Below are 19960 nucleotides of genomic sequence, written 5' to 3'. Positions count from 1 at the left end.
GGCCGCTATGTCCAAGCCCAATGCACCCAGCTCTGCCGCCCGCCGCCGGTTCCTGACGGATACCGCGCGCGCGGTCGGCGGCTGCGCGCTCGCGGGGACGGGGCTGGCCTATCTTGTGCAGGATGCGCGGGCGCTGCCCGCCGAGGCGCTGCGCCCACCCGGCGCCTTGCCCGAGGAGGATTTCCTCGCCGCTTGCATCCGCTGCGGGCTGTGCGTGCGCGACTGCCCCTATGACACGCTGGTGCTGGCCGAACTGGGCGAGGATGGCCCGGCCACCGGCACGCCTTATTTCACCGCACGGGATGTGCCCTGCGAGATGTGTGATGATATCCCCTGCGTTGCCGCCTGCCCCACCGGGGCGCTCGACCCCGCGCTCGACAATATCGACGATGCCAAGATGGGCATCGCGGTTCTGGTGGATCAGGAAAACTGCCTGAATGTGCTCGGGCTGCGGTGCGATGTGTGTTACCGTGTCTGCCCGGTGATCGACGAAGCGATTACACTGGAGCTGTCGCATAACGAACGCTCCGGGCATCACGCGATCTTTTTGCCGGTGGTGCATGCGGACCGCTGCACCGGCTGCGGGATGTGCGAGAAAAGCTGTGTGCTGCCCGAGGCGGCGATCAAGGTCTTGCCGCAGCGGCTCGCCCGTGCCGAGGCGGCCGAGCATTACCGCAAAGGCTGGGAAGAAAAAGACGCCCGCGGTGCGCCGCTGGTGGATGGGCTTATTGACCTGCCTGACCGCTTGCCCGGCCCGGGCACTGACAACCTCGCCGCGCCCGGCGGCTTTGAGCCGAGCTTCAAACTGCCGGAGGTGAGCCAATGAGCAAAGAAGCGCTCCTCGTCGGCCAGGAGGCCATCGCTCGCAAGGGCTGGATCGGCGCGCATCGCTTTTTGCTGCTGCGCCGGGCGAGCCAGCTCGGTTTTCTCGCCTTGTTCGTGGCAGGTCCATGGTTCGGCCTCTGGATCGTCGAAGGAACGCTTGCGGGGTCGCTGACCCTGGGCACCTTGCCGCTGACCGATCCGCTGGTGTTTCTGCAAAGCCTCGTCGCGGGTCACTGGCCCGAGATGACGGCAATCATCGGCGCGCTGATCGTGGTGGCGGCCTATGCGCTGCTGGGAGGGCGCACCTATTGCTCCTGGGTCTGCCCGATCAACCCGGTCACGGATGCGGCCAACTGGCTGCACCGCCGCCTGAACCTGCCCAAAGGCTGGCAACCCAAGCGCAGTACGCGGCTCTGGGTGCTGGCGGCAGCGCTGATCGTCTCGGCGATCACCGGGACCATCGCCTGGGAGGTGGTCAACCCGGTGACGATGCTGCATCGGGGTATTCTGTTTGGCATGGGGTTCACCTGGGCCATGGTGCTGGCGATTTTCCTGTTTGATACACTGATGGCGCGCCACGGATGGTGCGGGCATCTGTGCCCTGTCGGGGCCTTCTATGGCCTCGTTGGCAGCAAAAGCGTGGTCCGGGTCAGCGCCAAGGCCCGCGCCGCCTGCGACGACTGCATGGATTGCTATGCCGTCTGCCCGGAAATGCATGTGATCAGCCCGGCCCTGAAGGGCAAAGATGGTGACACACCGCTGATCCTTGCGCCGGATTGCACCAATTGCGGCCGCTGCATCGATGTGTGCAGCGAGAATGTTTTCTCTTTCACTCACCGGTTCGACGACACACTCGCCGAGCCATCCGATCACCACACACCAGCGCCGGATCCCCAAACCGCATGAGCGCGCAAAAGGAGGTCATTCGATGACACATAAAATCAAGTTGGGATTGGCAATCGCCGCATCCGCTCTCGTCTGCGGCTCTCTCGCATGGGCGCAATCCGCCGGTCTGAGCACCCTGCGGGGCGCAGAGGTGAGCGAGCCTGTGGCCGTCGACAAGATCCATGACACGATCGACGACCGGATGCAGCGTAACTATCGCCAGCAGCCGCCGCTGATCCCGCATTCGATCGACCAGTACCAGATTGACCTGCGTACCAACCAATGCCTGGCCTGTCATGACTGGACCAAGGCCGGAGAGCGCAACGCCCCCACCCTGTCGATGACCCATTATCTCGACCGGGAAGGCAACGAACTCGATCACATCGCCGGGACGCGGTACTTCTGCAATCAATGTCACGTGCCGCAGGCGGATGCGCCCGCGCTGGTTGAGAACCTCTTTGAGCCTTCCGTTTCCCGCTGACCCAAGCCCAAGCAAGGAGCATATGACATGGCCGATTCGCCTGAAAACCGTGGCCGACTTCGCCGCCTCTGGGACTGGTTCTGGGGCCCTGTGGCCGCGCTGAGCGTTGGCTTCACCCTGATTACGGGCTTTCTCGCCGGGATCCTGTTCTGGGGTGGCTTCCACTGGACGCTGGAAATGACCAACTCCGAAGAATTCTGTGTCTCGTGCCACACGATGGAGACCAATCTGGGCGAGTACCGCGAGACCGTCCACTACAACAATGATTCCGGGGTGCGGGCCGTCTGCGCCGACTGTCACGTACCAAAAGAGTGGGATCACAAGGTCAAGGCCAAGATCATGGCCGTGAAAGACGTGTATCACGAAGCCATCGGCAGCATCTCGACCCGCGAGAAATATGAGGACCGCAGGTTGCATATGGCCTCAATCGTCTGGACGAAGATGAAAAAATCCGACAGCCGCGAATGCCGCAACTGCCACAGTTTCGAATATATGGACTTCACGCTTCAGGAAGATCGCGCCGCGAATGAGCACCAGCGCGCGCTGGATGAGGGCATGACCTGCATCGACTGCCATCAGGGCATCGCCCATAAACTTCCTGAGGGCTATCAGGAGGAATACAACAAGATCCTGGAAGCCTATGACGCAGAGCGGGGCAAGGATCTCGACGCCGCAAGCCTTCCGGGCAATGACATCCAGTCCTACCTGGACAACAACAGCCAATAGAGGCGAGGAAGAGCCATGCTTGAACTACTCGGAACCATCGGCGGAAATATCCTGAGCCTGCCGGGCATCCTCGGGCTCGCCTTCGGCATGATGACGCGGCAGCTCTGGCTGGCCGCGCTGATCGGCGGGCTTGTCGGCGTTGTGGAAACGCTGGTCTTTGCAGATATGTCCTTCGCCAACGTGACCACGGTCGAGCTTGTCATCTCGATCCTCGTGGGGGTTGCCGCAGGGTGCCTCGGCTGCGCCATACGCCGCAAGGGGGCCACTGTCTGAGGGCGGCACTCCACGCGCTTGCACCTGCCCGGTGATCCGCTAGGCTACAGCTTTGACGGAGCCAGCAGGGGCAGCGGATGAGCACAGCACAGATCGGCGTGTACGGGCTTGGCACGATGGGCAGCGCATTGGCACTGAACATGGCCGAGCACGGGTTTGACGTCGCCGTTACCAACCGCGAGACGGAGTGGATTGCGCCCTTCATGGCCGAAGCGGGTGATCTGGCCGCGAAGCTGCACCCTCATGATGAACTGGAGGCATTCGTGCAGGGGCTGACGACCCCCCGTGTGATCCTCTTCATGATCCCCTCGGGCAAGCCGATGGACATGATGATCGACGCCGTCACCCCCCTGCTTGAGCCGGGCGACACGATCATTGACGGCGGCAACGCCAATTTTCATGACACCCGCCGCCGCGCCGCCGCCCTTGCCGAACGGGACCTGCATTTTGTCGGCATGGGGGTCTCGGGCGGCGAGGCGGGCGCGCGGCATGGACCGTCGATGATGGTAGGAGGAACGTCGCATAGCTGGGCGCAGCTCGGCCCGATCCTGCGCGCCATTGCCGCGACCTTCGAGGGCGATCCCTGTGTCGATCACCTTGGCCCGGACGGGGCGGGGCATTTCGTCAAAACCGTGCATAACGGCATCGAATATGCCGAGATGCAGGTGATTGCAGAGATTTATGGCCTGTTGCGCAATGGCGCGGCCTGGACGCCACAGGAAATCGGCCAGATGTTTTCCGAATGGGACCGCGGACCGCTGAAATCCTACCTGATCGAGATCACGGGCAAGGCGCTGCAATATGACGACCCGAAAACAGGGCATCCGATGGTCGATGTGATCAAGGATGCCGCAGGTCAGAAGGGCACTGGGCGCTGGACGGTCGTAGAAGCGGTGCGCCTCGGACAGTCGGCCAACTTGATCGAGGCCGCCGTGGGCGCGCGCAGCTGGTCCTCGGAGAAGGACACGCGTCAGGTGGCCGAAGCCATCCTTGGCGGTGCGCGCGGCGGCATTGCATTGGGCTCGGGCACTATGGCTGACGCCTTCACCGCGGCCCGCATCCTGGGTTATGCGCAGGGCTTTCGACTGCTTGAAGCCGCGGCGGATGAGTATGACTGGCCGCTCGACTACGCGCGTATCGCCGAGATCTGGCGCGCGGGATGTATCATCCGGTCAGCGATGCTTGACGACATATCCGCAGCGTTCCGTGGTGATCTGCCCGCCGGTCAGCTTATCCTGTCAGAACATTTCGCCCAAAGGCTCGCAGCTTGCATCCCGGCGCTGCGCGAGGTTGTCGCTGCTGCGGTCACCGGAGGCCATGCGGTGCCTGCGCTCGGTGCAGCGCTGTCTTGGTATGACACGATGCGTCAGGGCTTTGGCACCGCCAATATCATCCAGGCGCAGCGAGATTTCTTCGGTCATCACGGCTTTGAGCGGCTGGGCGAAGAGGGCAAACATCACGGCCCCTGGTGGGAGTGACCCGCAATATCAAGCGGAAGAAATTTTTTGCCAAAAATCTGTGCTTTTGGCATTGCAGACTCATTTCCCCGCCTCTACATAGGCCACCTGAATTGGCGCGGGGTGGAGCAGCCCGGTAGCTCGTCAGGCTCATAACCTGAAGGTCGTAGGTTCAAATCCTACCCCCGCAACCAATTTTCCCCGATATGTCAGCCCCGGATCAAACGCCGATATAGCGCGCGGATGTCGTGTGATCGAGCGCGGCGAACGCGCCCGACCAGACGCTTGCGCCGCGTTGCAGGATCACGGCCCTGTCTGCAAGGCGCTTCAATTCGGAAAGCGATTTGTCGACAAGCAGGATCGACAGGCCGGTTTGCTCCTTCAGGGTGCCGATAGCCGCCCAGATCTCCTGACGGACGATGGGGGCAAGACCTTCTGTCGCTTCATCGAGGATCAGAAGCCGAGGGTTGGTCATGAGCGCGCGGGCAATCGCCAGCATCTGCTGCTCTCCTCCCGAAAGGGTTGCCGCCATCTGGTCCGCCCGTTCCGTCAGCCGTGGGAAAAGTGCGCCAACGCGCGCTGCGTCCCAATGCCCAGGGCGGGCGGCGGCGGTGAGGTTTTCCAACACCGTGAGATTGGGAAAACAACGTCGTCCTTCGGGCACCAGCCCCACACCAAGCCGCGCCGCGCGATGCGACGGCAGGCGCGACATCTCCTGCCCGGCAAAGCGGACCGAGCCGCCCGCCAGAGGCAACATGCGGCAGATCGCCTTGATGGTCGTGGTCTTGCCCATGCCATTGCGCCCCAGAAGGGCCAGCACTTCGCCCTCGCCCAGCGTCAGAGAGACGTCGAACAGCGCCTGGCTTGCCCCATAGCGAACGGCGAGATTCTCCACCTCCAGAAGGCTCATGCCTGTTCTCCCAGATAGGCGGTCTGCACCTCCGGGTTGCGGCGGATTTCATCCACCGTCCCGGTCGCGATGATCTTGCCGTAGACCAGCACGCTCAGCCGGTCCGCAAGGGCAAAGACGGCATCCATATCATGCTCGACCAGCAGGATCGGAGCCTCGGCGCGCAGGTCCGACAGAAACTGCGTCAGCTGCGCCGACCCTTCGCTGCCCATGCCCGCCATCGGTTCATCCATAACGAAAGCACGGGGCTCCAGCGTCAGGGCGACGGCCACTTCCAGCTGACGCCGCTGCCCGTGAGACAGCTCTGCGGTGCGGGTGCGCGCCTGATCGGCAAGGCCCGCGCGTTCCAGGGCATGCAGGGCACGCGCGCGCAGGTCCGCATCACCCAGCACCGGGCGCAACAGGCCCAGCGCCCCGCCCCGGGCCCCCAATGCGCCCAGAACGGCATTTTGCAGAACCGTATCTTCCATCGCCAAAGCCGAGATCTGGAACGTGCGGCCAAGGCCCATCTGTGCACGTTTGCGGGTACTGAGCGCGGTGACGTCCTGTCCGAGAAACGAAACCCGTCCTTCATCCGGCCGGAGCCCGCCGCAGATCTGCGCGATCAGCGTGGATTTCCCCGCGCCATTGGGGCCGATGATCGCATGGATTTCGCCCGGCCGCAGATCGAGCGTCACACCGTCGCACGCCGTCACGGCGCCAAAGCGCTTGGTGATGCCAAACGTGCTGAGAACCGATTCAGTCATGCGCCACCTTCCGTCCGGCCAGAAGCCCGATCAACCCGCCGCGTGCAAAGAGAACGACGAGCAACAGCAGCAGGCCAAGGTAGACATGCCAGAACTCGCTCAGCCCCCCAAGGACATGCTCCAGCGTGATATAGAGCGCGGCACCCGCCACCGGGCCGTAAAGCCGCCCGACCCCTCCAAGGATGATGAAGATCATGATCTCGCCACTGGTGTGCCAGCTGAACATTGTGGGGCTGACAAAACGGTTGAGATCGGCAAAAAGCGCGCCCGCAAGCCCGGTGATAGCCCCGGAAATGGTAAAGGCGATCAGGCGCAGCCGAAACGGGCTGAGCCCCACGGTTTCAACCCGCATGGGGACCTGTCGCGCCGCGTTGAGCGCCAGCCCGAAAGGCGAGCGCGCCAGGCGCGCATTGAGCCAGAGCGCCAGCGCCAGCAGGGCAAAGCAGATGCCGAAGAACTGGATCGGATCGAGCGTGTTGAGCCCCGGAAAGCCATTGCGAACATAGATCGACAGACCATCCTCACCACCATAGGCGGGCCAGCTGATCGAGAGGTAATAGAACATCTGCCCGAACGCGAGGGTGATCATGATGAAATACACCCCCGATGTGCGCAGCGAGAGCGCGCCGATGGCAAGCGCCGCGAGCGCCGAAACGAGGACCGCCACAAGCCAGATGACCGGCATGGACTTCGTGCCCTCGATCACAAACGGCCACTCCATGAGGGCGGAGTAATCCTGTGCATGGCTGGCAAGAACGCCCATCGCGTAGCCGCCCAGCCCGAAAAACGCGGCATGGCCAAGGCTGACCAGCCCGCCCAGGCCCAGCGCGATATTCAGGCCAACCCCCGCCAGGGCGAGGATGGCGACCTTGGTCGCGAGCGTGATGGTAAACGGCTCATCGGCCGCATAGGCCCAGAGCGGCACGGCGAGCAGGCCCAGAAAGAGAGCTGCGTTGATCAGGCCTTCGCGATTCATGCGCGTGCTCCGAACAGGCCCTGTGGCCGCCAGATCAGCACCAGCGCCATCAGGATGTAGATCAGCATCGACGCAATGGCCGAGCCCGTGGCCTGGGCAGAAGAGTTGTCCATGAACAGGCCGAACAGCGCAGGCAAAAGGAGCTTGCCCATCGTATCGGTGAGCCCGACGAGGACAGACCCGATTAGCGCGCCCTTGATCGAACCGATCCCACCGATGACGATCACCACGAAGGCAAGGATCAGCACAGGCTCGCCCATTCCGACCTGCACGGACTGGATCGCACCCACAAGCGCGCCCGCAAGGCCTGCCAGCGCCGCGCCGAGGGCAAAAACGATGGTGTAGAGCCTGGAGATATCCACGCCCAGGGCCGCGATCATCTCGCGGTCGGCCTCTCCTGCGCGGATGCGCACCCCCAGCCGCGTGCGCGCAATCAGCAGGAAAAGCCCCGCCGCGATGACAAGGCCGGTGACGATAATCGCGAGACGGTAAGCCGGGTAGGCGATCCCGCCAGGAAGGATCACCGGGCCCGACAGGGCGTCGGGAATATCGAGAAAGAGCGGGAAGGACCCGAAGATATAGCGGGTGCCCTCGGAAAAGATCAGGATCAGCGCGAAAGTGGCAAGCACCTGATCGAGATGGTCGCGGTCATAGAGCCGCCGGATGACGAGCATCTCGACCAGAGCGCCTGCGGCCGCCGCTGCTGCGAGCGCCGCGGCAAGCCCCAGAAGGAAGGAGCCTGACCAGCCCGCCACCGCCGCCGCCGCAAAAGCACCCACCATATAGAGGGAGCCGTGCGCGAGGTTGATCAACCCCATCACGCCAAAGACCAGCGTCAGCCCGGCGGCCATCAGAAACAGCATGACACCGAACTGAAGCCCGTTCAGAAGCTGCTCGATAAAGAGGATAAAGGTCATTTGGCTGGCCTTGAAAACACCCGTCCCGGGCGTGACCCGGGACCTCTTGATCGTGATGGAGGTCCCGGATCAGGTCCGGGACGGGCAGAGCTTTCGCTACGCGTTGCTTACATCTTGCACTCGTCGACATAAACGTTGGAGTGGTCCTCCAGTGCTGTGCCGATGATCTTGTTGGTGAAGACGTCACCTTCCTTGATCACTTCGCGCACATAGATGTCCTGAATCGGGTGGTTATTGGCCGCGAAGGCGAAATCACCACGGACGCTTTCGAAATCCGCTTCTTTCAGAGCGGCAAGGAAGGCGTCCTGATCCTTGATGTCGGCCTTGGCCATGGCGCTCAGCAGCAGGTTGGCCGTGTCATAACCCTGAGAGGCATAAAGCGACGGCAGGCGGCCATACTCGGCCTGGAACGCCTCGACAAAGGCCTTGTTGGCCGCATTGTCGATGTCCTTGTTCCACTGGCTGGTGTTTTTCACGCCCATCGCGGCATCACCCACCGCTTGCAGGATGCCCTGATCGAAGCTGAAGGCGGGGCCAACCACCGGCAGGTCCAGACCGCTATCGGCATATTGTTTGAGGAATGAAATGCCCATACCGCCCGGCAGGAAGAAGAACACGCTGTCTGCGCCCGAGGCACGGATCTGCGCGATCTCGGCGGCATAGTCGGTCTGACCGAGCTTGGTGAAGATCTCACCGGCCAGCTCGCCCTGATAGGTGCGTTTGTAACCGGTAAGCGCATCCTGACCGGCCGGGTAGTTCGGTGCGAGGATGAAGCTGTTCTTGAAGCCCGCATCATTGGCATAGCCACCGGCGGCCTCATGCAGGTTGTCATTCTGCCAGGCGACATTGAAGTAATTCGGGTGACAGCCCTTGCCCGCCAGCGCCGACGGCCCGGCATTGGGGCTGAGATAGATCTTGCCCTGAGCCGTCGCGGCAGGCACCACCGCCATCGCCAGGTTGGACCAGATGATACCGGTCAGCACATCCACCTTTTCCGACTGGATCATCTTGTCGGCCAGTTGCACCGCGATGTCCGGCTTGCGCTGGTCATCTTCGACGACGATCTCCAGGTGATCATTGCCCGCCATCTTGGCCGCCAGTAGGAATCCGTCGCGCACGTCGATGCCAAGGCCCGCGCCACCGCCCGACAGCGTGGTGATCATGCCCACCTTGACCATTCCACCATGCCCGTCGGCCAGCCCCATGCTGGCCATCCCGGCAAGGCCTGCGGCCGCAATCCATGTTTTCAGTTTCATCGTCATCTCCCTAGGTTTTTGTCGTTTTGGCTGGCCTCAGAAAGCTTTGAAAGTCAGCGTCGTCTCGGTTCGTTCTATCCCATCGATCGTGGCCACGTTCTCATTGATGAAATGACCCACATCTGCATCGGCAGGAATGTAAAGCTTTAGCAAAAGATCGAAAGGGCCGGAGACCGAATAAAGCTCGGAGTGAATCTCCCGCAGCGCGATTTCCTCGGCCACCTTGTAGGACGTGCCCGGCTTGCATCTGATATTGACGAAAACGCAGCGCATATCACCGCCCTCCCCTTTTTCTGCGGCTCCAATTTGTAAGGGATTCTCAGCGGATGGAAACTAGGAAATTGCGCCGCCGCGGTATCCGGTGATAGCAGCCCGGTTATTCGGCTATCTCAATAACCGTAAGGTCACGCCCGTTTTCAAGAACCAGATTGAAAAGGGTTTCCGCGTTTTCGGGGTGCAAACGCACACACCCCGCCGAGGCAGGGCTGCCAAGCTGATCGGTCTGCGTGGTGCCATGAATGGCGTAATTGCCATGGAAGAAGATCGACCAGGGCATCGGCGCGTTGTTGTAGAGCGTCGAATAATGCATCCGTTTCATCGACTGCACCTTGTAGGTGCCCACCGGTGTGCACTTGCCCGGGCGGGCGGTCGAGACCGGCCAGACATAGCTTTTGACACTGTCGACCTGGACCACCATCTGCTGATCTGAAAGATCAATCTGGACATTCACCTCCCCGGCCTGGCCATGTCCCGCTGACGCGAGCAGGGTCAAAACTGCCAGGAGACGCCGGGTCATCCGGCGATGTGCCGTGCGCGAGCGCCACGTTCGATGGCCGCGGCATGCAGACGATCGATGTTCAACTCGTAACGGATTTCTTCCAGCAGGCGCAGTTCTGTTTCTTGCAGAGTGCCATCGGCGGCGGCAACGTCGCATGCCAGAGCGTAAGCCGTTTCGTAGAGATGCTCTGGCAGATTGTCCCGAATGAGGCCAAAGAGCGCATCAAGCCCGTCTTCGACCGCGAAAAGATCAAACACTGTCTGGGCAGCCATATTCATCCGGTCCACGTCATAATCTGCGAAAATCGGCAGATTGTTCACCGCAACCTCGATCTTGACCAGTTCGGCCGTGCGAATGTTCTCATCCGAGGCTGACACGGCGATCATCACGGCCACCAGGCAATCCTGCGGGCTGAGCGGGTGGGGCTGCTGATCGGTCATGCTGCGTCCTTTTGGTAAGCCGTGTTGCGGTGCAGAATATTGACTGCGCCCCCCGTGAGCAATAGGAAGCGGAAGCCCTGCGCGACAAATGCCGGGGCGCAACCCGGAGACCTCCCGATGTCCGATATTCGCGACGCAGCCCTGACCTCGAAAGCCTGGCCTTTTGAAGAGGCGCGCCGCGTGCTCAAACGGTTCGAAAAAGCGCCGCCCGAGAAAGGTTACGTGCTGTTCGAGACGGGCTATGGCCCCTCCGGCCTGCCGCATATCGGCACATTCGGCGAGGTGGCGCGCACCACGATGATCAAGCGCGCGTTCGAGCTGATCAGTGACATCCCGACCAAGCTGATCTGTTTCTCGGACGATCTTGACGGGATGCGCAAGGTGCCCGGCAACGTCCCCAACCCAGAGGCACTCAAGCCCTATCTGCAACTGCCGCTCACCTCGGTGCCGGACCCGTTCGAGGAGTTCGAAAGCTTCGGGCATCACAACAATGCGATGCTGCGCCGGTTCCTCGATACGTTCGGCTTTGAATATGAGTTCATCTCGGCCACAGAGTTCTATGCGTCGGGTCAGTTCGACGACGTGCTTCTGCGCGCAGCCGAGCGCTATGACGATATCATGAAGATCATGCTGAAATCCCTGCGGGAGGAGCGTCAGCAGACCTATTCGATCTTCCTGCCGATGCATCCCGAAACGGGCCGGGTTCTGTATGTGCCGATGAAAGAGGTGAACGCCAAGGACGGCACGATCACCTTTGACGACGAGGATGGCAAGGAGTGGACCGTGCCCGTGACCGGCGGCCATGTGAAACTGCAATGGAAGCCCGACTTCGGCGCCCGCTGGGCGGCGCTGGGTGTGGATTTCGAGATGTATGGCAAGGACCACTCGACCAACACGCCGATCTATGACGGTATCTGCCGGGTGCTGGGCCACCGCCCGCCCGAGCATTTCACCTATGAGCTTTTCCTCGACGAGAACGGGCAGAAGATCTCAAAATCCTCCGGCAACGGGGTGAGCATCGACGAATGGCTGACCTATGCGGCGACCGAAAGCCTCAGCTATTTCATGTATCAAAAGCCGAAAACCGCCAAGCGGATGCATTTTGACGTGATCCCGAAGGCGGTGGACGAGTATCATCAGCAATTGCGCGCCTTCCCCACGCAGGATGCCAAGGCGCAGGTGAACAACCCGGTCTGGCATATCCATGGCGGCGATGTGCCCGAGAGCCATATGGTTGTGCCCTTCTCGATGCTGCTCAACCTCGCGTCGGTCAGTCACGCCCATGACAAGGAAACGCTTTGGGGGTTCATCCAGCGCTATGCGCCCGACGCCAGCCCCGAGACCAACCCCGACATGGATGCCGCCGCGGGCTTTGCGGTGAAGTATTACGAGGATTTCGTCGCGCCAACCAAAGCCTATCGCGCACCGACGGATGCCGAGCGCGAGGCACTGGAAGCCTTGCGCGGCGAGCTGGCCAGTTATGACGGACCCGCCGATGACGAAGCGTTGCAATCCATCGTTTATGCGGTGGGGCGCGACCGGTTCGATCCGTTGCGGGATTGGTTCAAGGCCCTGTACGAGGTGCTTCTGGGGGCCAGCCAGGGCCCGCGCTTTGGTGGGTTCATCGCGCTTTATGGCGTGAAGGAAACCGTGCAACTCATCGATGACGCATTGGCGGGCAAGCTGGCCTGAACAGCTCAAATCGGTTTCCCGGTTGCGCCGGGTGCGGCGATGGATTTACCCTTGGAGAAAATCCCGGAGGCGCGCGCATGACCCGAACCCCCTTTGCCCTTTTGGCTGGCTTTGGCCTTGTGGCGATAGCCTGCACGGAAACATCCATGCCTGAAGCCCCCGAAGGCGCACGGCTTTTTGCCGAGAATTGCGTGCAGTGTCATGGCACATCGGGAAAGGGCGATGGCCCTTGGGCAGCATCGCTTGACCCCGCGCCGTCAGACCTGACGCAATTGTCTCAAGACGGAAGCTTTCCAAGGGCACGGGTCTTGTCTGTCATCGACGGATATGACCGGACCGGCCTGCCCGGACAGGAAATGCCCGAGTTCGGCCTTCTGCTGGAGGGGGACACGATTCCGCTGGATGTGGGCGACGGCGTACTCACCCCGACACCGCGCCCCCTGGCGGCCCTGCTTGCCTATCTGGAGAGCATTCAGGAGTAAGTCTCAGCGGTCCCTGATATCCACAACCGATTTGCCAAGCCGGAACGGGGCGGCAAAGCTCACCAGGCAAAGTGCGATGATCTGAATGAGCAGGATATAGGCATTCGCCTGAAGAAACTCCCACTCGTCTTTAAGCTTGGCCACCTGTGCGATCAGAGCTTCGTAACTCGACGCCAATATGTTGAAATCGGCCGCTATCTGAGGATGATCCGACCGGATCTCTTGAAGCGCTTTGTCCGTTTCCTCATTGCGCGCGGTGAACACCAGAAACTGCTCGGGATCGAAGGCATCAGCCATTTTCATCATTTCCTGCGCCGCCTCGCCCCCTCCAAAGAGGCGCAGGCTGCTTAAAGGGCTCACATCTCCGGTGATCGCGATGAAAAGCGGCAAATCGGCGTTCTCGGCGGTGGACGCCGCCAGAAAATCGGCCTTGTCGCACAAGATCACGATTTGATCGCTCAGAGGGGCTTCGCAATAGCTCAACCGAAATCGCGCCGCATCGCGGTCAAAGGCGGCACTGGCGGCATAGGCTACGTCGATCTGGCGGTTGATCTGACCGCTATCGGCTTTGTAAACACCCGCGAGCACAGCCCCGAGAGCGCCAAGTCCTCCAAGAACCACCCAAATCAGATCAGCGATGAGCCAGGCGCGATGTCCCGCCCGTCGGCGCAGCAAAACCGCCGTTCCAACGCAGCCCGCAAAGAAGAACAGCGTAAGGAAAATCAGTTGGTTATCGATGATGAACCCCATGTCCAATCCTAGGGGAGCAGGCCATGGCGCGGCAAGGAAATTACCGCCGCCCAAGAAACTGTGATACACTTGTTATCGAGACATTTGCAGACAGCGCCACGCATTGAGAAGGAGAAGCTCTATGGCATATGTCAGGATTGCACTGGTGGTTGTGCTGAGTTTGGGCAGTGTTGCGGGCTGCACGCCCCCCAATGTCAACGATTACGAAGGGGCCAATTAACGCAGATTGCCTCTAGCGGCAGATGCCCTTGGTTTCTGCCTCGTCCCATGGGAGGGTCACCTTCTTGGGCATGGCAAGGCGCCCCATCGGGAAGGCCCCCCGCAAGAGTTTCTCCAGCCGCTTTGTGCGCGGAGCGTCCGGGTCCAACGTGGCACAGCAGACATATTCTTCCACGATTCCAGCCTGTTGCTCAAATCCGTATTCAAGAAACGACGTCTCAGTCGTGATATCGAAAAGATACGGATCGTCGCTGACCAGATGTTCATTCCCCGCGCGCAGCGGGGAGTAGCCCGTGCTGCGCCGGTTCTGCCATTGCCAGACATGGGTGATCTCGTGGGCAAAGATCATGGCCGCATAGAGGTCTATCTCTTGCGGGTAGTTCTCCATGTAATCCTCAAGGTAAAACGGCTTGGTGTAAAAGACCCGATTGTGCAGCGCGACTGCAGCGGGTCCGACGGTCACCAGGTCCGACGTCGGTTCAGGGAATATGCGCTCGCGGCAGGCCAGACGCGGGCGTTTCTGCCGTTGATACGTGACCGAACCCACCAGAGCCCCATTAACGAAGCGCACACGCTCGGGGGCCAGGCTTTGCCCGTGAATATCCGTCGCAAACGCTTTCTCCGCCTCGGTCAGAGGTCGCCCGCAGGACACGACAAACAGAAGGGAGAAAAGAAGAACCACGCGCATCGGTGAAATCATATCAGCGCGATTCACGGCAAGCGAGAGGAATAATGCGCACATACGCTTTGGTCTTTATCCGCAGGACCGACGCTGCCATAATACAGCCAATCAAAGAAAAAAGAGCAGCGGTATGAACGATCTCCTCACAGCCCAAGAGGCGACTGGCGACTACGACGCCTCCTCAATCGAAGTCCTGGAAGGGCTGGAGCCCGTCCGCAAACGCCCGGGCATGTATATCGGCGGCACCGACGAGCGCGCGCTGCATCACCTTGTGGCCGAGGTTCTGGACAACTCCATGGACGAGGCCGTTGCGGGCCATGCCAATCGGATCGAGGTGGAACTGCACGCCGATTATGCGATCACCATCCGCGACAACGGGCGTGGCATTCCAATTGATCCGCATCCCAAGTTTCCCGATAAATCCGCGCTGGAGGTGATCCTGTGCACCCTGCATGCAGGGGGCAAATTTTCGGGCAAGGCTTATCAGACGTCCGGCGGTCTGCATGGCGTCGGGGCCTCGGTGGTCAACGCGCTCTCGGACAGCATGGTCGTGCAGGTCGCGCGCGACCGGAAGCTTTATGAGCAGCGGTTTTCCCGCGGCATCCCTCTCGGCCCGCTGCAGGAGATTGGCGCGGCCCCCAACCGGCGCGGCACCACGGTTACCTTTCATGCCGACGAACAGATTTTCGGGCATCACCGTTTCAAACCCGCGCGGCTTTTCAAGTCGATCCGCTCCAAGGCCTATCTGTTTTCGGGTGTGGAAATCCGCTGGAAGTCCGAGATCGATGATGGCGAGACCCCGGTTGAGGCTACGTTCCACTTCCCTGGCGGGCTGAGTGACTATCTCAAGGAAACGCTTGGCACCGCCTCAACCTATGCGGATGAACCTTTTGCCGGCACGGTCGATTTTCAGGAGCGCTTCGGCACGCCCGGCAAAGTGGAATGGGCGATCAACTGGACCCCATCGCGCGACGGGTTCCTGCAAAGCTATTGTAACACCGTCCCCACCCCCGAAGGCGGCACGCATGTGGCCGGGTTCTGGGCGGCGGTCCTGAAAGGGATCAAAGGGTATGGAGAACTGGTGAACAACCGCAAAGCCGCGCAGATCACCCGCGACGATCTGATCACCGGGGGCTGTGCCCTTGTGTCCTGTTTCATCCGTGAGCCTGAGTTTGTCGGCCAGACCAAGGACCGCCTGGCCACGACAGAGGCACAGAGACTGGTCGAGAATGCGGTTCGAGATCATTTCGACAACTGGCTTGCGTCCGACACCAAATCCGCCGGGGCGATCCTTGATTTTCTGGTGCTGCGCGCCGAAGAGCGTCTGCGCCGCAAGCAGGAGAAAGAGACCCAGCGCAAGACGGCCACGAAAAAGCTGCGCCTTCCGGGTAAGCTGGTGGATTGTTCTGCGGCGACCCGCGAGGGGACCGAACTTTTCATCGTAGAGGGCGATAGTGCGGGCGGATCGGCCAAGATGGCGCGGGACCGCAAGACACAGGCGCTTTTGCCTTTGCGCGGCAAGATCCTCAATGTGCTGGGTGCGGCGTCGTCCAAGCTTGGCTCGAACGCAGAAATCAGCGATCTGACACAGGCGCTCGGCGTGGGGTTGGGCACGCGGTTCAACCTCAACGATCTGCGCTATGACAAGGTCATCATCATGACCGACGCCGATGTCGACGGGGCGCATATCGCCTCGCTTCTCATGACGTTCTTCTTTACCCAAATGCGCCCGATGATTGATGCGGGGCATCTGTACCTCGCCTGTCCGCCGCTGTTCCGACTGACGCAAGGGGCGAAACGGCAGTATTGCCTCGATGAGGTCGAGCGCGACGAATGGTTGGCCAAGGGTCTGGGCGGAAAGGGAAAAATTGACGTGTCCCGCTTCAAGGGGCTGGGTGAGATGGACGCGAAAGACCTTAAGGAAACCACGATGGACCCGGCCACGCGTAAGCTGATCCGGGTGACGATTGACGAGGACGAACCGGGGGAAACCGGCGATCTGGTGGAACGGCTGATGGGCAAAAAGCCGGAACTGCGGTTTCAGTACATCCAGGAGAACGCGCGGTTTGTGGAGGAATTGGACGTTTGATGCCGACGGGGGTGTGACAGGCTGATGACTGAGATAAGCAGCTACCGCTGCCGCATGATACCAAGACCGCGCCTAACAACCAGTTTCCGACCTTTTGAGGCCTCGCGGAAAACGATCAACAGGCCAGCTCCGACGATCATCACGAGACCGATCCATGTGTTCATGTCGGGCAGGGTGCCGAAGATAAGAAACCCCCAGAGGATCGCCCAGGGCAGATAAGTGTATTCGAAAGGCGTCACCACCGACGCTTCGGCCAACCGGTAGGCCTGAGCGAGTGAAAAGAAGCCGATGGCAGCGATACAGCCAAGTCCGGCAAAGAGAAACCAATGCCATAGCTCCGGCCATATCCAGGCGCGATAGAGAAATGCAAAGCTGGGATGCGGCGAGCTGCCTTCGACATTGCTGAAGAGCAGTCCGAGCAAACCTCCATAGATCACAAAGACAAAGAGGGTGAAGAGCGTCATCGAGCCACCCTTGGCCCTGTTGCCGATCTTGCGTGTCAGGATCAGAGACATGGCGTAGGTAACAGCCGCCAGCAATGCCAAGACAGCCGCGGGATCGAACACCCCCGCCCCGGGCTGTACGATCACCACAACCCCGGTGAGACCCAAGATCACGGCGAACCAACGAAAAGCACCGATTTTTTCACCAAGAAAGAACATGGCAAAGACGGTCACGAAGATCGGAGTTGAAAAGGTGATGGATGCGGTTTCGGCCATGCCGAGCGTAGCCAAGGCCATGTAATAAAAAAGGTAAGAGCTGAACGCCGATGTTACCCGCGCCATCTGTAGAAAAAACGGACCAATCCGAAACGGGCGCAACCCCCCGTCGAAATGCGCGATGACCGCCACCAGGGGTAGGGCAAAGACACCGCGCAGAAAGACGATCTGATGCACTGCAAAGGTGTCACTCAGGCTTTTGATGATCACATCCTGAACGGGAAAGACCGTGCAGGCCAGGACCAGAAACAGGATCCCCGCAAGCGGACGGTTCTGTTGGGCGTCATCCGCCGATGTCGGAATAGTGCTCATCCTCGCGCCCCAATGCCGCTTTGCTACAACAAAGGGCCGAGCACGTGAAACGTCGCGCTGATCCGCGACTTCGATGCGTCGCGGACGAAAGGCTCAAACGCGACATCGTCTCTCGTTTGCGTCAGGATGCTGGTTTGGGGAAGAAATCGTAAGAGAGATACATCTCAGAGGTTTTACTAGGTTTGGCAGTGACCTACTCTCCCACGTCTTGAGACGCAGTACCATCGGCGCTAAGGCACTTAACGGCCGGGTTCGGGATGGGACCGGGTGTTTTGCTCTCGCTATGACCACCAAACCAAGAAAAACCTCTGAAATCCAAGTCAAACACGCATGTTGGTGTGTATGCTTTTGTCCGTAGGGTGCGTGCGTGATTTCACGCACCGCGATAAATCTCGCTTCTACTGGATCAAATCAAGCCTATCGGGCAATTAGTACCGGTCAACTGAACGCATTGCTGCGCTTACATCTCCGGCCTATCGACGTGGTGGTCTACCACGGCCCTCAGGGATACCTTGTTTTGAGGGGGGCTTCCCGCTTAGATGCCTTCAGCGGTTATCCTGTCCGATCATAGCTACCCTGCACTGCCGTTGGCACGACAACAGGTCCACCAGTGGATCGTTCACCCCGGTCCTCTCGTACTAGGGGCAACTCCTCTCAAGTATCCTACACCCACGGCAGATAGGGACCGAACTGTCTCACGACGTTCTAAACCCAGCTCACGTACCTCTTTAAACGGCGAACAGCCGTACCCTTGGGACCTGCTCCAGCCCCAGGATGAGATGAGCCGACATCGAGGTGCCAAACACTGCCGTCGATATGGACTCTTGGGCAGTATCAGCCTGTTATCCCCGGCGTACCTTTTATCCGTTGAGCGATGGCCCTTCCACTCGGGACCACCGGATCACTATGGCCGTCTTTCGACTCTGCTCGACTTGTCAGTCTCGCAGTCAGGCTGGCTTCTGCCATTGCACTCAACGAGCGATTTCCGACCGCTCTGAGCCAACCTTCGCGCGCCTCCGTTACGCTTTAGGAGGCGACCGCCCCAGTCAAACTACCCACCACGCAGGGTCCCGGATCCGGATAACGGACCGCGGTTAGACATCAAGCAGAACAAGGGTGGTATCTCAAGGATGGCTCCACAGAAACTGGCGTTCCTGCTTCAAAGCCTACCACCTATCCTGCACATGCTGTGCCTGATGCCAGTGCGAAGCTGTAGTAAAGGTGCACGGGGTCTTTCCGTCTAACCGCGGGAAGCCTGCATCTTGACAGGCAATTCAATTTCGCTGAGTCTACGTTGGAGACAGCGGGGAAGTCGTTACGCCATTCGTGCAGGTCGGAACTTACCCGACAAGGAATTTCGCTACCTTAGGACCGTTATAGTTACGGCCGCCGTTTACCTGGGCTTCAATTCAAGGCTCTCACCTCTCCTTTTAACCTTCAGGCACCGGGCAGGCGTCAGACCCTATACGTCGTCTTGCGACTTCGCAGAGCCCTGTGTTTTTAGTAAACAGTCGCCACCCCCTGGTTTGTGCCCCCAGCCAATACTTGCGTAGAAACTGGGCCTCCTTCTCGCGAACTTACGGAGGTATTTTGCCGAGTTCCTTCAACGTAGTTCTCTCAAGCGCCTTGGTATTCTCTACCAGCCCACCTGTGTTGGTTTAGGGTACGATCTGATGGAGGGCTATTTCCAGGAACCAATCAGCGGCCCACCCAATCCGATAAGGGTGAACAACCTTCATGATCCGTCACATCCTCCTGGCCCAGGAATATTAACCTGGTTCCCATCGACTACGCCTTTCGGCCTCGCCTTAGGGGTCGGCTTACCCTGCTCAGATTAACTTTAAGCAGGAACCCTTGGACTTTCGGCGACAGTGTCTCTCACACTGTTTGTCGCTACTCATGTCATCATTCTCACTAGTGATCTCTCCACGGGATCGCTCACGCGCCCGCTTCATCGAAAGCTCCGTTCCTCCAAAACACCGCAAGCGGTGCTAAAGAGGAGTGGAACTATGTCACACTACGCTCTGCTACCAGTGCATACGCACTCCTAAGCTTCGGCTCATGGCTTGAGCCCCGTTACATCTTCGCCGCAAGACATCTTGTTTAGACCAGTGAGCTGTTACGCTATCTTTAAAGGATGGCTGCTTCTAAGCCAACCTCCTGGTTGTTTTGGACGTCTCACCTGCTTTCCCACTTAGCCATGAATTAGGGGCCTTAGCTGTAGGTCAGGGTTGTTTCCCTCTCCACTACGGACGTTAGCATCCGCAGTGTGTCTGCCATCTAGTACTCCTCGGTATTCGGAGTTTGGTTAGGATCAGTAAGCCTGTGGGGCCCCATTACCCATC

20 protein-coding genes, 1 tRNA gene and 2 rRNA genes (1 of these 23 running past the window's edge) are annotated in these 19960 nt (G+C 60.1%); 10 read left to right on the top strand and 13 right to left on the bottom strand.

Annotated elements, in window-relative coordinates; all coding sequences use genetic code 11:
• The first annotated feature begins 7 nt into the window (after positions 1–7).
• From napG to EI983_RS01320, 7 genes are all read left to right on the top strand, one after another.
• Positions 8–826, top strand: coding sequence for a ferredoxin-type protein NapG (napG, locus tag EI983_RS01350; RefSeq protein WP_157705492.1), 819 nt, complete (start codon positions 8–10; stop codon positions 824–826).
• Positions 823–1731: a quinol dehydrogenase ferredoxin subunit NapH gene (gene napH, locus EI983_RS01345; RefSeq protein ID WP_157705491.1), complete on the top strand. Its 909-nt coding sequence runs from the start codon at positions 823–825 to the stop codon at positions 1729–1731. Before napG ends, napH begins: the two co-directional genes overlap by 4 nt.
• Positions 1732–1753: 22 nt before the next feature.
• Entirely contained in the window at positions 1754–2191 is a 438-nt protein-coding gene (locus EI983_RS01340; protein WP_157705490.1) for a nitrate reductase cytochrome c-type subunit, read from the top strand.
• 27 nt (positions 2192–2218) lie between these two features.
• Positions 2219–2917: a NapC/NirT family cytochrome c gene (locus EI983_RS01335; RefSeq protein WP_157705489.1), complete on the top strand. Its 699-nt coding sequence runs from the start codon at positions 2219–2221 to the stop codon at positions 2915–2917.
• 15 nt (positions 2918–2932) lie between these two features.
• Complete coding sequence (locus EI983_RS01330; protein ID WP_157705488.1) at positions 2933–3190, top strand: hypothetical protein; 258 nt, start codon at positions 2933–2935, stop codon at positions 3188–3190.
• Between the two features lie 77 nt (positions 3191–3267).
• Entirely contained in the window at positions 3268–4668 is a 1401-nt protein-coding gene (gene gndA / locus EI983_RS01325) for an NADP-dependent phosphogluconate dehydrogenase (RefSeq protein WP_157705487.1), read from the top strand.
• A 96-nt stretch (positions 4669–4764) separates the two neighbouring features.
• Positions 4765–4841 (top strand) — tRNA-Met (locus tag EI983_RS01320).
• Between the two features lie 26 nt (positions 4842–4867).
• On the opposite strand, the gene EI983_RS01315 is transcribed toward EI983_RS01320, so the two are convergent.
• The 8 genes from EI983_RS01315 to EI983_RS01280 form a co-directional block, all read right to left on the bottom strand.
• On the bottom strand, positions 4868–5557 hold the full coding sequence (locus EI983_RS01315) for an ABC transporter ATP-binding protein (protein WP_157705486.1): 690 nt from the start codon (positions 5555–5557) through the stop codon (positions 4868–4870).
• Positions 5554–6303: an ABC transporter ATP-binding protein gene (locus EI983_RS01310; RefSeq protein WP_157705485.1), complete on the bottom strand. Its 750-nt coding sequence runs from the start codon at positions 6301–6303 to the stop codon at positions 5554–5556. The genes EI983_RS01315 and EI983_RS01310 overlap by 4 nt, the downstream gene beginning before the upstream one ends.
• Complete coding sequence (locus EI983_RS01305) at positions 6296–7279, bottom strand: branched-chain amino acid ABC transporter permease (RefSeq protein ID WP_157705484.1); 984 nt, start codon at positions 7277–7279, stop codon at positions 6296–6298. Before EI983_RS01305 ends, EI983_RS01310 begins: the two co-directional genes overlap by 8 nt.
• A complete protein-coding gene (locus EI983_RS01300) occupies positions 7276–8196 on the bottom strand; it encodes a branched-chain amino acid ABC transporter permease (RefSeq protein WP_157705483.1) in 921 nt (306 codons plus the stop codon). Before EI983_RS01300 ends, EI983_RS01305 begins: the two co-directional genes overlap by 4 nt.
• A 107-nt stretch (positions 8197–8303) precedes the next feature.
• Positions 8304–9452, bottom strand: a complete 1149-nt coding sequence (locus tag EI983_RS01295; RefSeq protein ID WP_157705482.1) for an ABC transporter substrate-binding protein — start codon at positions 9450–9452, stop codon at positions 8304–8306.
• Between the two features lie 36 nt (positions 9453–9488).
• Positions 9489–9725, bottom strand: coding sequence for an Lrp/AsnC ligand binding domain-containing protein (locus tag EI983_RS01290; protein WP_157705481.1), 237 nt, complete (start codon positions 9723–9725; stop codon positions 9489–9491).
• Between the two features lie 103 nt (positions 9726–9828).
• The gene (locus EI983_RS01285) at positions 9829–10248 is read right to left on the bottom strand and encodes a L,D-transpeptidase (protein ID WP_157705480.1); all 420 of its coding nucleotides are present in this window, start codon (positions 10246–10248) and stop codon (positions 9829–9831) included.
• On the bottom strand, positions 10245–10670 hold the full coding sequence (locus EI983_RS01280; RefSeq protein WP_157705479.1) for a tellurite resistance TerB family protein: 426 nt from the start codon (positions 10668–10670) through the stop codon (positions 10245–10247). The genes EI983_RS01285 and EI983_RS01280 overlap by 4 nt, the downstream gene beginning before the upstream one ends.
• Positions 10671–10787: 117 nt before the next feature.
• Here EI983_RS01280 and EI983_RS01275 point away from each other — a divergent pair, with 117 nt between their 5' ends.
• A complete protein-coding gene (locus tag EI983_RS01275; RefSeq protein WP_157705478.1) occupies positions 10788–12362 on the top strand; it encodes a lysine--tRNA ligase in 1575 nt (524 codons plus the stop codon).
• 77 nt (positions 12363–12439) lie between these two features.
• Entirely contained in the window at positions 12440–12844 is a 405-nt protein-coding gene (locus EI983_RS01270; protein ID WP_157705477.1) for a c-type cytochrome, read from the top strand.
• A gap of 3 nt (positions 12845–12847) precedes the next feature.
• Here EI983_RS01270 and EI983_RS01265 read toward each other — a convergent pair whose 3' ends face one another.
• Positions 12848–13594 (bottom strand): hypothetical protein, encoded by a 747-nt coding sequence (locus tag EI983_RS01265; RefSeq protein ID WP_157705476.1) that lies wholly within the window; start codon positions 13592–13594, stop codon positions 12848–12850.
• A gap of 232 nt (positions 13595–13826) precedes the next feature.
• The gene (locus EI983_RS01260) at positions 13827–14501 is read right to left on the bottom strand and encodes a hypothetical protein (RefSeq protein WP_157705475.1); all 675 of its coding nucleotides are present in this window, start codon (positions 14499–14501) and stop codon (positions 13827–13829) included.
• A 124-nt stretch (positions 14502–14625) separates the two neighbouring features.
• On the opposite strand from EI983_RS01260, the gene parE reads away from it, so the two are divergent.
• The gene (parE, locus tag EI983_RS01255) at positions 14626–16584 is read left to right on the top strand and encodes a DNA topoisomerase IV subunit B (protein ID WP_157705474.1); all 1959 of its coding nucleotides are present in this window, start codon (positions 14626–14628) and stop codon (positions 16582–16584) included.
• A gap of 41 nt (positions 16585–16625) precedes the next feature.
• Here the strand turns inward: parE and EI983_RS01250 are convergent, their stop codons facing one another.
• From EI983_RS01250 to EI983_RS01240, 3 genes are all read right to left on the bottom strand, one after another.
• Positions 16626–17615, bottom strand: a complete 990-nt coding sequence (locus EI983_RS01250) for a DMT family transporter (protein WP_157705473.1) — start codon at positions 17613–17615, stop codon at positions 16626–16628.
• A gap of 180 nt (positions 17616–17795) precedes the next feature.
• A 5S ribosomal RNA gene (gene rrf / locus EI983_RS01245) occupies positions 17796–17910 on the bottom strand.
• A 112-nt stretch (positions 17911–18022) separates the two neighbouring features.
• Positions 18023–19960: ribosomal RNA gene (locus tag EI983_RS01240) — 23S ribosomal RNA — on the bottom strand (it continues 1512 nt past the right edge of the window).

This window comes from Roseovarius faecimaris, assembly GCF_009762325.1.
Classification (GTDB): Bacteria; Pseudomonadota; Alphaproteobacteria; order Rhodobacterales; family Rhodobacteraceae; genus Roseovarius; species Roseovarius faecimaris.
The sequence above is the reverse complement of the archived record's forward strand: the minus strand, read 5'-3'. Positions and strand labels throughout refer to the sequence as shown.